Origin of the sequence: Pseudomonas putida, from assembly GCF_025905425.1 — a bacterium.
Classification (GTDB): Bacteria; Pseudomonadota; Gammaproteobacteria; order Pseudomonadales; family Pseudomonadaceae; genus Aquipseudomonas; species Aquipseudomonas putida_AF.
In genome coordinates this window covers 114,381-128,320 of the sequence record NZ_CP109603.1, presented here as the reverse complement: position 1 = coordinate 128,320, position 13,940 = coordinate 114,381, and the positions used below count along the sequence as shown (strand labels likewise).

11 protein-coding genes are annotated in these 13,940 nt (G+C 63.9%); all 11 read left to right on the top strand.

Annotated features, from left to right (window positions below; genetic code table 11):
* Window positions 1-10: 10 nt before the first annotated feature.
* The 11 genes from OGV19_RS00595 (at window position 11) to OGV19_RS00545 (ending at window position 13,859) form a co-directional block, all read left to right on the top strand.
* Window positions 11-1,177: an alginate biosynthesis protein Alg44 gene (locus OGV19_RS00595; RefSeq protein WP_264311657.1), complete on the top strand. Its 1,167-nt coding sequence runs from the start codon at window positions 11-13 to the stop codon at window positions 1,175-1,177.
* A gap of 12 nt (window positions 1,178-1,189) precedes the next feature.
* Window positions 1,190-2,641, top strand: a complete 1,452-nt coding sequence (gene algK, locus OGV19_RS00590; RefSeq protein WP_264311656.1) for an alginate biosynthesis TPR repeat lipoprotein AlgK — start codon at window positions 1,190-1,192, stop codon at window positions 2,639-2,641.
* Window positions 2,638-4,116 (top strand): alginate export family protein, encoded by a 1,479-nt coding sequence (locus OGV19_RS00585; protein WP_264311655.1) that lies wholly within the window; start codon window positions 2,638-2,640, stop codon window positions 4,114-4,116. Before algK ends, OGV19_RS00585 begins: the two co-directional genes overlap by 4 nt.
* Before the next feature lie 22 nt (window positions 4,117-4,138).
* On the top strand, window positions 4,139-5,698 hold the full coding sequence (gene algG, locus OGV19_RS00580) for a mannuronan 5-epimerase AlgG (protein WP_264311654.1): 1,560 nt from the start codon (window positions 4,139-4,141) through the stop codon (window positions 5,696-5,698).
* 13 nt (window positions 5,699-5,711) lie between these two features.
* Window positions 5,712-7,151, top strand: coding sequence for an alginate O-acetyltransferase (locus OGV19_RS00575; protein ID WP_264311653.1), 1,440 nt, complete (start codon window positions 5,712-5,714; stop codon window positions 7,149-7,151).
* Between the two features lie 7 nt (window positions 7,152-7,158).
* Window positions 7,159-8,262, top strand: coding sequence for a mannuronate-specific alginate lyase (locus OGV19_RS00570; protein ID WP_264311652.1), 1,104 nt, complete (start codon window positions 7,159-7,161; stop codon window positions 8,260-8,262).
* A 193-nt stretch (window positions 8,263-8,455) separates the two neighbouring features.
* A complete protein-coding gene (locus tag OGV19_RS00565) occupies window positions 8,456-9,913 on the top strand; it encodes an MBOAT family O-acyltransferase (protein WP_264311651.1) in 1,458 nt (485 codons plus the stop codon).
* An 11-nt stretch (window positions 9,914-9,924) separates the two neighbouring features.
* Entirely contained in the window at window positions 9,925-11,082 is a 1,158-nt protein-coding gene (locus OGV19_RS00560) for an alginate O-acetyltransferase (protein WP_264311650.1), read from the top strand.
* Window positions 11,083-11,102: 20 nt separating this feature from the next.
* A complete protein-coding gene (locus tag OGV19_RS00555) occupies window positions 11,103-11,750 on the top strand; it encodes an alginate O-acetyltransferase AlgF (protein WP_264311649.1) in 648 nt (215 codons plus the stop codon).
* 37 nt (window positions 11,751-11,787) lie between these two features.
* Window positions 11,788-13,242, top strand: coding sequence for a mannose-1-phosphate guanylyltransferase/mannose-6-phosphate isomerase (locus OGV19_RS00550; RefSeq protein ID WP_264311648.1), 1,455 nt, complete (start codon window positions 11,788-11,790; stop codon window positions 13,240-13,242).
* A 152-nt stretch (window positions 13,243-13,394) separates the two neighbouring features.
* On the top strand, window positions 13,395-13,859 hold the full coding sequence (locus tag OGV19_RS00545) for a multidrug transporter (RefSeq protein ID WP_264311647.1): 465 nt from the start codon (window positions 13,395-13,397) through the stop codon (window positions 13,857-13,859).
* Window positions 13,860-13,940 lie beyond the last annotated feature (81 nt).

The following is a 13,940-nucleotide window of genomic DNA, read 5'->3' as shown; positions in this document are numbered from 1 at the left end:
ACAAACCACCATGAATACCGCCGTGAACGTTAACGTCGTGCATGAGTCCGAAGCCCAGCGCCAGCACGCCCGGGTGCGCATTCCAGCCAAGCTGCGCTTTCTGGATAACCAGCGCCAAACCCACGAAGTGAAGGTCGATGACCTGTCTGCCGGTGGCCTGAGTTTCCACACCAAGCAGCAACTGTCGATGGGCGATGTGCTGCGCGGGCGTCTGCAGTTCGTGGTCGACAACCTGGGCCTGTCGATCGACATCGAGTTCCAGGTGCGCTCCTACAACCCGAGCAATGGCCGTACCGGTGCGCAGTTCCAGAACCTCGAACCGCGCGATATCGCCACCCTGCGGCACATCATCACCAGCCACCTGTCGGGTGAGCTGATCAGCATCGGCGACGTGCTCAGCACCCTGCAGCGCGACAACTTCACCAAGGCGCGCAAACAGAAAGATGGCGGCAGTGGCCTGACCGCCTTCGGCCGCCTCAAGGCCGTCAGCCTGACCCTCGGCGTGTTCGTGGTCGGCGTGGCCGCCTTCGGCTTCGTCGCCAAGTCGCTGTACGGCATGTACTTCGTCAGCCACGCCGAAGCCGGTGTGGTCGCGGTGCCCACCACCAGCGTCACCATGCCCCGCGACGGCACCGTGAACAGCCTGGTCGAAAGCGGTGGCCAGGTGGTCAAGGGCGCGCCCCTGGCGAGTTTCAGCACCAGCATGCTGGACATGCTCAAGGGCCACCTGGACGACTCGCAGCTGGAACCGGCCAAGGTCGAAGAGCTGTTCGGCAAGCAACTCTCCGGCACCCTCACCAGCCCCTGCGACTGCGTGGTCGCCCGGCAACTGGTGGACGACGGCCAGTACGCCGCCAAGGGCCAGCCGATCTTCCAGTTGATCCCGCGCACCAGCAACCCGATGGTCGAAGCACGCTTCAGCTACCGCCAGTTCGACGAGGTCAAGCCAGGCACCCAGGTCAACTTCCAGGTGGCCGGCGAAGACGAAGTGCGCACCGGCCAGATCGTCAGCAGCGCCAGCCTCGACAACGAAAACCTGGCCTCCGACATCCGCGTGCAGATCAAGCCGGACAGCGGCCTGCCGGCAGAACTTGCCGGGCGCCCTGCGGCGGTCAGCAGCGACCGTGGCCCGTCGCTCAACTGGCTGATCGACAAAGCCGTGGCCCGTGGGCTCTAAGAGGATCAAACAATGATCTCCAACACGCACACCGCCGCCCGCTCCCACAGGGTCCGTGTGAACCTTGGGTTGTGCGCCTTGACCGCAGCAATGGTGCTGGCCGGCTGTGCCGGCCTGCCCGACCAGCGCCTGGCCAACGAAGCCCTCAAGCGCGGCGACACCGCCCTGGCCGAGCGCAACTACAAAGCCCTGGCCGACCTGGGCTACAGCGACGCGCAAGTGGGCCTGGCCGATATCAAGGTCGCCACCGGCGACCCGAGCCAGTTCAAGGAGGCCGAGGCGACCTACCGCGCCGCCGCTGCCACCTCGCCCCGCGCCCAGTTACGCCTTGGCCGCCTGCTGGTGGCCAAGCCCGACAGCACCCAGGCCGAGCGCGAAGAGGCCGAAACCCTGCTCAAGCAGGCCGCTCAGCAGGGCGAGCAAAAAAACCTGATCCCACTGGCCATGCTCTACCTGCTGTACCCGCAGAGTTTCCCCAAGGTCAACGCCCAGCAGCAGATCGACCAGTGGCGCGCCGCCGGTTACCCAGAAGCAGGCCTGGCGCAGATTCTGCTCTATCGCACCCAAGGCACGTACGACCAGCACCTGGACACCGTCGAGGCACTTTGCAAGCAAGCCCTGAACACTCTGGACGTGTGCTACGCGGAACTTGCCACCGTCTACCAAAAGCGTGGCCAGGCCGAACAGCAGGCCGCCTTGCTGCAACAGTTGAAAGCGGCCTATGCCCGGGGCACCGTACCGGCCACCCGAGTCGACAGCGTCGCCCGTGTGCTGGCCGACCGCAGCCTTGGCCAGACCGATGAAAAAACCGCCAAGGACCTGCTCGAACACATCGCCCCGGCCAACCCAGCCTCCTGGGTCAGCCTGGCGCAACTGGTCTACGACTTCCCCGAACTGGGCGACACCGACCAACTGATGACCTACATCGACAAGGGCCGCGAAGCGCAGCAGCCACGTGCCGAACTGCTACTGGGCCGCCTGTATTACGAAGGCAAGACCGTGCCGGCTGATGCCGAAAAAGCCGAGCAGCATCTGCAGGCTGCCGCCGACGCCGGCGAAGTCAGCGCCCACTACTACCTCGGCCAGCTGTACCGCCGTGGCTACCTGGGCGAGGTCGAGCCGCAGAAGGCCGTGGACCATCTGCTCAGCGCCGCCCGCGGTGGCCAGAACAGTGCCGACTACGCCCTCGCCCAGCTGTTCAGCGAAGGCCATGGCATCCGCCCGCAACCCGGCAACGCCTGGGTGTTCGCCCAGCTCGCGCAGGCCAACCCGACGCCGCAGTCGAGCGAAATGCTGCAGCAACTCGACCAGCAACTCACGCCTGACCAGCGCGGCCAGGCACAGCGCCTGCTGGCGCAGGAAAAGCAGGCACGCGGCAGCATGGCCCAGGTGGGCAACAGCTCGCTGGCCATCGAAGCCTTGCAAGACGACGACAAAGAAGTAGACGGTGAGGACTCGCTATGACGCTCAATCCCTTCGTGAAAGCCGGCATCGGCCTGAGCTTCGCCCTGCTGTGGTCCTGCCCGACCCTGGCCGACATGACCGCCCAGAAAAACTTCGGCCTGGACGTGAAAATCACCGGCCAGTCTGAAGACGACCGCGACCTCGGCACTCGCCCCGGCGGCGACGTCAACGGCCTGGGCCTCGACCTGCGCCCTTGGGTGTACGGCGAACGCGGCAACTGGAGTGCCTACGCCATGGGCCAGGCCGTCGCGGCCACCGACACCATCGAAACCGACACCCTGCGCCAGAACGACGACGGCACCACCACCGACACCGGTGACGACAGCCGCAAGCCAGACAAAAGCTACCTGGCCATGCGCGAGTTCTGGGTCGGCTACAGCGGCCTCACCGCCTACCCGGGCGAGCAACTGCGCTTTGGCCGTCAGCGCCTGCGCAGCGACGACGGCATGTGGCGCGACACCAACATCGAAGCGCTGAACTGGGCCTTCGACACCACCCTGCTCAAGGCCGACCTGGGCGTGGCCCAGCGCTTCAGCGAATACCGCACCGACCTTACCGAGCTGGCCCCCGAAGACAAGGACCGCACCCACGTCTACGGCAACATCGCCACGCAGTGGACACCCGGCCACTGGGTCGGCGTTCGCGCCCACCACACCCATGACAGCGGCAGCCTGAAAAGCCCCGGCGAGACCCTCGACGCGCTGGACAAGACCCGTACCGGCGATCTCACCTGGCTGGGCCTTGAGGCCAACAGCGACGCCTACAACTGGCGCAACGACCACACCGTCAACTACTGGGGCAGCCTGACCTGGCTGACCGGTGACCGCGACAAACTCAGCAGCCAGCAGGTCGGCGACGACCAGGTGGCCAACGGCAAGCAAAGCGGCGACGTCAACGCCTGGGCCACCGACCTTGGCATCCGCCTGCGCCTGGACCCCAACTGGCAAGTCGGCGCGGCCTATGCCCGTGGCAGCGGCGGCGGTGGCGATGACGGTTCGAACAACTTCGAGCAGACCGGCCTTGAAAGCAACCGCTCCAACTTCACCGGTACCCGCTCGCGTGTGCACCGCTTCGGCGAAGCCTTCCGTGGCGAGCTGGGCAACCTGCAGGCCGCCACCTTGTTTGCCTCCTGGCAACTGCGCGACGACTACGACGCCAGCTTCATCTACCACAAGTTCTGGCGCGTCGATGGCCAGCAGAACATTGGGTCCAGCGGCATCAACGCTGCGGTCAACGACAACGGCGTCAGCCGCCCGCTGGCCAATGGCGAGAAAGACCTCGGCCAGGAAATGGACGTGGTCGTGACCAAGTACTTCAAGCAAGGCCTGCTGCCGGCTTCGATGAGCCAAGCGATCGACGAGCCGTCGGCGCTGGTACGTCTGCGTGCCGGTGTGTTCAAGCCAGGCGACGCCTATGGCAAGGAAGCGGACTCGTACATGCACCGTGCCTTCGTCGACGTGATCTGGCGCTTCTGAGGCCGGTAGAGGATTTGTTGCCATGAACCTTCACCCGCACCTACGTCACAGCCTGCTGGCCAGCGCCTTGCTGCTGGCCTCAGGCCTGGCAGCCGCCGCCGAACCCACGGTGATTGCCAAGGAACTGCAGCAGGCCAAGACCTACACCATCTCTGCCGCACCGGTCGAGCCGCTGCACATGGACCCGCCGAAGCTGCCCGACCTCACAGGCTTCACGGCCGAGGCCGTGCAGAAAAAGATCGACCGCAGCCACACAGGCAAGGTCAGCGTGCGGCGCATGCTTCAGGAAGTGTCACTCAAGGAATTCATCGGCGGTGACAACAAGGCCGCCGAGTGGGTGCAGCGTCAGCATGGCATCCCGCAGGCGATCTTCGTCGACGACGGCCATGTGGACCTGGTCGAGTTGAGCAAGCAGGTACCCAAACAGTACCTGCGCGAAGTCGAGCCGGGCGTGTACCTGTCGCGCCTGCCGATCGTGGTCGGGCACAAGGGCATCCTCGAGATCGACGGCAAGGTCAAGCAGCTGCGCCTGTCCCAGGAAGGCGGCGCGTTTCTGGTCAACGACGGCAAGCTGTTCGTCACCGACACCCAGGTCACTGGCTGGCGCGAAAAGGACAACGGCCCTGCCACCTTCCGCTCGCCGAAAGAGTTCCGCCCGTTCCTGCTGTCGTGGGGCGGTACCGAGACTTACATCGTCAATACCAAGATGGCGAGCTTCGGCTATGCCAAGTCCAAGTCCTACGGCGTGAGCATCTCGCAGTACACCCCGAACATGTCCAAGCAGATGGGCCGCGCCGAACCTACCGGCTGGATCATCGGCTCGGAATTCAGCGACATGTGGTACGGCTTCTACTGCTACGAGACCCAGGACTTCGTGGTCAAGGACAACACCTACCGCGACAACATCGTCTACGGCATCGACCCGCACGACCGTTCGCACCGCCTGATCATCGCCGGCAACACGGTCTACGGCACCAAGAAAAAGCACGGGATCATCGTCTCGCGTGAGGTCAACGACAGCTGGATCATCAACAACAAGAGCTACGACAACAAGCTCTCGGGCGTGGTGATCGACCGCAACAGCGTCAACAACCTGATCGCCTACAACGAGATCTACCGCAACCACACCGACGGCATCACCTTGTACGAAAGCGGCGACAACCTGATCTGGGGCAACAAGCTGATCAACAACCGCCGCCACGGCATCCGCGTGCGCAACAGCGTGAACATCCGCCTGTACGAAAACGTCGCCATGGCCAACGGCCTGGTCGGTGTGTACGGGCACATCAAGGACTTGTCCGACACCGACCGCGACATCGCACTCGACCCCTTCGACACCAAGGTATCGCTGATCGTGGTGGGTGGCGAGCTGGCGGCCAACGGCTCCGGCCCGCTGTCGATCGACTCGCCGCTATCGGTCGAGCTGTACAAGGTTTCGATGCTCGCGCCGCGCAAGGCCAACGGCATCAGCCTCAACGGCATCCTCGGCGAGCGCCAGGACGAAATCCTCGACCTGCTGGTGCGCCAGCAAAAGGCTGTGCTGATCGACCCGGTCGAACGCCAGACCGAAATGATCGATTAAGGAAGCCCAGACCATGACTCCACACCTGATGAAACTGCTGGGCCTGTCCGCCGCCCTCCTGGCGATCAGCCAAGGCGTGCGCGCCGACGAGGTGAAAGCCCCGACGTTCAGCGCCGAACCCTGCTGCCAGCTGTGCCCCGAGGCGCACGACGCCAGCCGCTACACCACCCGCTACCAGCAGAATTTCACCACGCTGGTGCAGGCCCAAGGCGACTGGCTGTTCCGTACCCGCGAAGACCTGCGCACCGAGTTCACCACCACGCCGGCCGGCTACAAACGCCTGCAGCAGGTGCATGACGCGTTCAAGAAGCGCGGCGTGGAACTGGTCGTGGTCTACCAGCCGACCCGTGGCCTGGTGAACCGCAACATGCTCAAGCCCGAAGAAAAAGCCGCCTTTGACTACCAGAAGGCGCTGGGCAACTACCAGGCCATGCTCAAGCGCTTCGCCGGCATGGGCTACAACGTCCCCGACCTGTCGCCGCTGACCAACGAACAACTGGCCGCCGCCGACCAGGGCAAGAATTTCTACTTCCGCGGCGACCAGCACTGGACGCCCTACGGCGCCGAGCGCGCGGCCAAAATCGTGGCCGACACCGTGCACCATATGCCGGCCTTCGAAGGCATTCCGCGCAAGGAGTTCGAAACCCACAAGTCCGGGCGCATGGGCAAGACGGGCACCCTGCACAACGTCGCCGGCCAGCTCTGCGGCACCAGCTACGCCGTGCAGTACATGGACCAGTTCGCCACCGAGCCAAAAGGCGCGAGCGGCGGCGACGACCTGTTCGGCGATGGCGGTAACGCGCAGATCACCCTGGTCGGCACCAGCCACAGCGGCAAGAACTACAACTTCTCGGGTTTCCTCGAACAGTACATCGGCGCCGACGTGCTCAACGTCGCCTTCCCCGGTGGCGGCCTGGAAGGTTCGATGATCCAGTACCTGGGCAGCGAAGAATTCCAGAACAACCCGCCGAAGATCCTCATCTGGGAGTTCTCGCCGTTGTATCGCCTGGACCAGGAAACCATCTGGCGGCAGATCCTCGGCCTGCTCGACGATGGCTGTGACGCGCGCCCGGCCCTGATGAGCGCCAGCAGCACGCTCAAACCCGGCAAGAACGAGCTGATGGTCAACGGCAAGGGCGGCGTGATCAAAGACCTGATCAACCGCAACCTGCAGATGGACGTCAAGTTCGAAGACCCTTCGGTGAAGGTGCTGCAGGCCACCCTCTGGTACCTCAACGGCCGCCACGAGGACATCAAGCTCGAGAAGCCGGAAACCTCCGACACCGACGGCCGCTTCGTCTTCCAAATGCGCGAGGACGAAGACTGGGCCAACCAGAACCTGCTGGCCTTCGAGGTCCAGGGGCCGGAAAACGGTACCCAGAAGGTCGAGGCCAAGCTCTGCAAACGCAACAACTTCGCCGTGCCTGCGCAGACCGCGCAAGCCGGCCAGTGAGGCGACCATGACCACTATCACGCGAACCTTCAGCCCCGCCCTGCTCGCCCTGGCCCTGTTCGGCGGTGCCGCGCATGCCGCGCTGGTGCCGCCCCAGGGCTACTACGAGGGGATCGAAAAGATCAAGACTCGCGACGGCAAGTTCCGCTGCGAATCGGCGCCCAAGCCCTACACCGGCGCGCTGCAGTTTCGCAGCAAGTACGAAGGCTCTGACAAAGCCCGGGCGACCTTGAACCGGGATTCGGAACAGGCCTTCCGCGACTCCACCAAAGAGATCACCACGCTTGAGCGTGGCGTCGCCAAGATGGTCAACCAGTACATGCGCGACGGCCGCCCGGCGCAGCTCGACTGCACCCTGGCCTGGCTGGGGACCTGGGCGCGGGCCGATGCGCTGATGTCGACCAACTACAACCACACCGGCAAGTCCATGCGCAAATGGGCGCTGGGCAGCATGAGCGGTTCGTGGTTGCGCCTGAAGTTCTCCAACTCGCAACCGCTGGCCGCGCACCAGGCCCAGGCCGAGCTGATCGAGAAGTGGTTCGCCCGCCTCGCCGAACAGACCGTGCGCGACTGGAGCGGCCTACCGCTGGCGAAGATCAACAACCACAGCTACTGGGCGGCCTGGTCGGTGATGGCCACCGCCGTGGCCACCGACCGTCGCGACCTGTTCGACTGGGCCGTGAAGGAATACAAGGTCGGCGTCAACCAGGTCGACGACCAGGGCTTCTTGCCCAACGAAGTCAAGCGCAAGCAGCGCGCCCTGGCCTACCACAACTACGCCCTGCCGCCGCTGGCGATGATCGCAAGCTTTGCCAAGGCCAATGGCGTGGACTTGCGCCGCGAAAACAACTTCGCCCTGCAGCGCCTGGGCGAAGGCGTGCTGGCCGGGGCTCGCGACCCGCGTCACTTTGCTGAGCGTGCCGGTGAAAAACAGGACATGAAAGACCTCAAGGTCGACAGCAAGTACGCCTGGCTCGAACCCTGGTGCGCGCTGTACCAGTGTGTCGGCGACACGCTTGAGCGCAAGCATGGCATGCAGCCGTTCGACAGTTTCAGGCTGGGCGGCAACCTGACCCGGGTCTATGACCCGAGCGCACAAAGCAAGAAGTAACACCCCGATGCGGGAGTAATCCCTGTGGGAGCGGGCTTGCCCGCGAAGAAGACACCGCGGTGTCTGGCAATGGCTTCGCCATTGTTCGCGGGCAAGCCCGCTCCCACAGGGAATGAGTTGCTCTTCAGTCATGGACTGGGGGGTTTGGGGGGCGCTTTGCCCTGGATGCTGTGAACAACTTAGGAGAACCGGGATGGTCTTCTCGTCCAACGTGTTCCTGTTCCTGTTCTTGCCGATCTTCCTCGGCCTGTATTACTTGAGCGGGCAACGCTATCGCAACCTGCTGTTGCTGGTCGCCAGCTACATCTTCTATGCCTGGTGGCGCGTGGACTTCCTCGCCCTGTTCGCCGGCGTGACCCTGTGGAACTACTGGATCGGCCTGAAAGTCGGCGCGGCTGGCGTGCGCACTAAACCGGCCCAGCGCTGGTTGCTGCTCGGCGTGGGTGTGGACCTGGCAATCCTCGGCTACTTCAAATACGCCAACTTCGGCGTCGACAGCCTCAACGCGATCATCAGCTCGTTTGGCCTGGAGCCGTTCATCCTCACCCACGTGCTGCTGCCAATCGGCATCTCGTTCTACATCTTCGAGTCGATCAGCTACATCATCGACGTGTACCGCGGCGACACCCCGGCCACCCGCAACCTGATCGACTTCGCAGCGTTCGTGGCGATCTTCCCGCACCTGATCGCCGGCCCCGTGCTGCGCTTCAAGGACCTGGTCGAGCAGTTCAACAACCGCACCCACACCCTGGACAAGTTCTCCGAAGGCTGCACCCGTTTCATGCAGGGCTTCATCAAAAAGGTGTTCATCGCCGACACCCTGGCGGTCGTCGCCGACCATTGCTTCGCCCTGCAGAACCCGACCACCGGTGACGCCTGGCTGGGCGCCCTGGCCTATACCGCGCAGCTGTACTTCGACTTCAGCGGCTACAGCGACATGGCCATCGGCCTTGGCCTGATGATGGGCTTTCGCTTCATGGAGAACTTCAAGCAGCCGTACATCAGCCAGTCGATCACCGAGTTCTGGCGCCGCTGGCACATCAGCCTGTCGACCTGGCTGCGCGACTACCTGTACATCACCCTGGGCGGCAACCGCAAGGGCACCTTCAACACCTACCGCAACCTGTTCCTGACCATGCTGCTGGGCGGGTTGTGGCACGGCGCCAACTTCACCTACATCCTCTGGGGCGCCTGGCACGGCATGTGGCTGGCCATCGAACGGGCGCTGGGCCTGGACACCAACCCGCAACGCTTCAACCCGGTCAAGTGGGCGTTCACCTTCCTGCTGGTGGTGGTTGGCTGGGTCATCTTCCGTGCCGAAAACCTGCACGTGGCCGCACGCATGTACGGCGCCATGTTCAGCTTCGGCGAATGGCAGCTGTCCGAGCTCAACCGCGCCCAGCTCACCGGGCTGCAGGTGGCCACCCTGGTCATCGCCTACATCACCCTGGCGTACTTCGGCCTGCGCGACTTCTACCGCAATGCCAAGCCAACCCCCAAGGCGACCCCGGTGCAAATCAATGCTGACGGCTCGATTGGCCTGGACTGGACCCGGGTCATGACCCGCGCCCTGATCCTGCTGCTGTTCGTGGCCTCGATCCTCAAGCTTTCGGCGCAGAGCTACTCGCCGTTCCTTTACTTCCAGTTCTGAGGTTGATGACCATGACCCGGACATTACGCATCACCTATTCGCTGTCGTTCCTCGGCCTGCTGGTCGGCATGGGCGCCTGGTCCACCGGCGGCCTGGAAAGCTTCCAGCGCACCGCGCAGATGACCCTGCTCAACGGCAAGCTGGCCAAGGCCGCCGAGACCCACTACGACGAGCAGTTCCCGATCAAGCGCCTGGGCACCAACCTCTGGGCGGCGCTGGACTTCAAGCTGTTCAACGAAGGCCGCCCGGGCGTGGTGCTCGGCCGTGACCAGTGGCTGTTCAGCGATGAAGAGTTCAAACCCACCGCCGGTGCCGAGCAACTGATGCAGGAAAACCTGGCGCTGATCCGTGGCGTGCGCGACACCCTGCAACAGCACGGCAGCCAGCTGGTGCTGGCGATCGTACCGGCCAAGGCACGGGTCTACTCGGAGTATGTCGGCAAGGCGCTGCCCGCCAGCCTGCATGACGACCTGTACAACCAGTTCCACGCCCAGGCTCGGCAGGCCAACGTGTTCGCCCCTGACCTGATGGCGCCAATGGAACAGGCCAAGGCCCGCGGCCAGGTGTTCCTGCGCACCGACACCCACTGGACGCCGATGGGCGCCGAAGTCGCCGCTCAGGCCTTGGCCGAAGCTGTCAGCCGCCAGAGCCTGCTCAACGGCGACCCACAGACCTTCATCACCGAAGCCGGCAGCACGGCCCCCTACAAAGGCGACCTGACCAATTTCCTGCCGCTCGACCCGCTGTTCAGCAACCTGCTGCCGGCCCCGGACACCTTGCAGCAACGCACGACGCGCTCCGTTGATGCCGACGGCGATGCCGGTGACGCGCTGTTCGCCGACCACCAGATCCCCGTCGCGCTGGTGGGCACCAGCTACAGCGCCAACCCGCACTGGAACTTCCTCGGCGCCCTGCAGCAGGCCCTGCGCAGCGACGTTGCCAACTACGCCGAAGACGGCCACGGCCCGCTGCTGCCGATGCTCAAGTACTTGCAAAGCGATGCTTTCAAAAACGCCGCGCCACAGGTTGTGGTGTGGGAATTCCCCGAACGCTATCTGCCCATGAAAAACGACCTCAGCAGCTTCGATCCGCAGTGGATCGCGCAGTTGAAGAACTCACGTAAATCCGAAGAAAACCTGGCCCTGTCGTCCACCCGGACGAACCCCTGATCGATAGAGAGGAAATGCACATGACTACCAAGACTTCCATTGCCAAAGCCCTCACCCTCGCGGCCGGCCTTTCCCTTGCGTCCCTGCAGGCCTTCGCCGGCGCCGACGCCGCGCTGTACGGCCCGACCGCACCGAAAGGCTCGACCTTCGTGCGCCTGTACAACGCGGCCAGCGCGCCTGCCGCCGCCTCGGTCGGCAACACCCAGATCAAGCAGGTTGGCGCCCAGGCCAGCAGCGACTTCAGCTTCCTGCCCGGTGGCGACTACACCGCCCAAGTCGGCGGCAAGAGCGTGCCGGTCAAGCTGGCCTCGGACAAGTACTACACCCTGGTCAACAGCGGCAGCGGCAGCCCGCAGCTGATCGAAGAACCGCCGTTCAAGAACAAGCAGAAAGCCCTGGTACGCGTACAGAACCTCAGCGACCAGTCGTTGACCCTGAAGACCGCCGACGGCAAGACCGAAGTGGTCACCCCAGTGGCCGCCAAAGGCCGTGGCGAGCGTGAGATCAACCCGGTCAAGGTCAACCTCGCTCTGTATGCAGGCGACAAGAAAGTCAGCGACGTCAAACCCGTCGCCCTGGAGCGCGGCGAAGCGGCCGTGCTGTACGTCACCGGTTCCGGCAGCAGCCTGTCGCCGGTCTGGGTCACTCGCCCAGTGTCCACCAACTGATCCCCTGCCTCGTTAACGACCTTATTGGAGAAACATCATGATCCCGGTAATTCTTTCTGGTGGTAGCGGTTCGCGTCTGTGGCCTCTGTCGCGCAAGCAGTTCCCCAAGCAGTTCCTGGCCCTGACCGGTAAACACACACTGTTCCAACAAACCATCCAGCGCCTGGTGTTCGAAGGCATGGACGCGCCAATCGTGGTCTGCAACAAGGACCACACGTTCATCGTCCAGGAACAGCTGGGCGCGCTGAAACTCGAAACCCAGGCCATCCTGATGGAGCCCTTCGGGCGCAACACCGCCCCCGCCGTGGCGATGACCGCGATGAAGCTGATCAGCGAGGGCCGCGACGAGCTGATGCTGGTGCTGCCTGCCGACCATGTGATCGACGATCAGAAAGCCCTGCAGCGCGCCCTGGCCCTGGCCACCGTGGCCGCCGAGCGTGGCGAGATGGTGCTGTTCGGCGTGCCGGCGACCAAACCCGAGACCGGCTATGGCTACATCCGCTCCAGCCAGGACGCGTTGCTGCCCGAAGGCGTGGCGCGGGTCGCGCAGTTCGTTGAAAAGCCCGACGAGAAACGCGCCGCCGAGTTCGTCAAGGCCGGCGGCTACTTCTGGAACAGCGGCATGTTCCTGTTCCGCGCCAGCCGCTTCCTCGAAGAGCTGAAAAAGCACGACGCCGACATTTACGACACCTGCGTGCTGGCCCTTGAGCGCAGCCAGGAAGACGGTGATGTGCTGAGCATCGATGAAGCCACCTTCGCCTGCTGCCCGGACAACTCCATCGACTACGCGGTGATGGAGAAAACCCAACGCGCCTGCGTGGTGCCGATGTCGGCCGGCTGGAGCGACGTGGGCTGCTGGTCGTCGTTGTGGGAAGTGCACGACAAGGATGACAACGGCAACGTTACCAAGGGCGATGTGGTGGTGCAGGACAGCCGCAACTGCATGATCCACGGCAACGGCAAGCTGGTGTCGGTGATCGGCCTTGAAAACATCGTCGTGGTCGAGACCAAGGACGCCATGATGATTGCCCACAAGGACAAGGTCCAAGGCGTCAAGCAGATGGTCAAGACCCTTGACGAGCAAGGCCGCAGCGAAACCCAGAACCACCTGGAAGTGTACCGCCCATGGGGCTCGTACGATTCGGTGGACATGGGTGGGCGCTTCCAGGTCAAGCACATCACCGTCAAGCCTGGCGCCAGCCTGTCGTTGCAGATGCACCACCACCGCGCCGAGCACTGGATCGTGGTGTCCGGTACCGCCGAGGTGACGTGCGACGAGAACGTGTTCCTGCTCACCGAGAACCAGTCGACCTACATTCCCATCGCCTCGATCCACCGCCTGCGCAACCCGGGCAAGATCCCGCTGGAGATCATCGAAGTGCAGTCCGGCAGCTACCTGGGCGAGGATGATATCGAGCGTTTCGAGGACGTGTATGGGCGCACCTCGACGCCGGTCGAGCGTGGGATTTCGGTGAAAACCATTGCGCAGTAAGTGAAGCCCCGGGGCCGCTCCCTCAAAGGTCACACGATCCTGTAGGAGCGGCCTTGTGTCGCGAAAGGAGGGCAAAGCCCTCCCACTTTTGAGCCCTCCCCCATTTCACGCTACGATGGTCAGACCCCGCGCAACCAAGGTCTGCAAGCCCCATGATCATCGGTGCCTTCCTCATCCTCACCTGGCTGGTGCTGCTGCTGCGCTACCCGGCCAAAGCCCTGCCAATATCCCTGGCCGCTGTCTGCGGCCTGGGCCTGGTCGCCCTGTTCGTAGCCTGGCAAGACACCCGCGAAGCCACGCAACTGGCACGCCTGGACCTGCGCCTGAACTACGCCCCGGACGAGTGCCCCGCCGACCGTGCGCTGCGTGTGCAGATGAAGAACGGCAACAAGGCCCCGCTGACCGAACTGCGTTGGCGGGTGGGGGCGTATGCGCCGGGCGATACCGTCAACCTTGCCGAGAACACCTACAGCGCGCCGCGTTATCGCGGGCCGGGTGAGCTCCAGCCGGGTGCCGAGTGGAAGGATTGCCTGCCGGTACCGCCCCTGCGCTCTGGCTATCGGCCACAGACGCTGGAGTTTCGTGCCGAGCATCTGCAGGGTACATTTGCCAACTGATGCATTGCCTGTACTGGCCTCTTCGCGGGCAAGCCCGCGAAGAGGCCAGTACAGACAACACAAACTTACCCGACCCAAGGC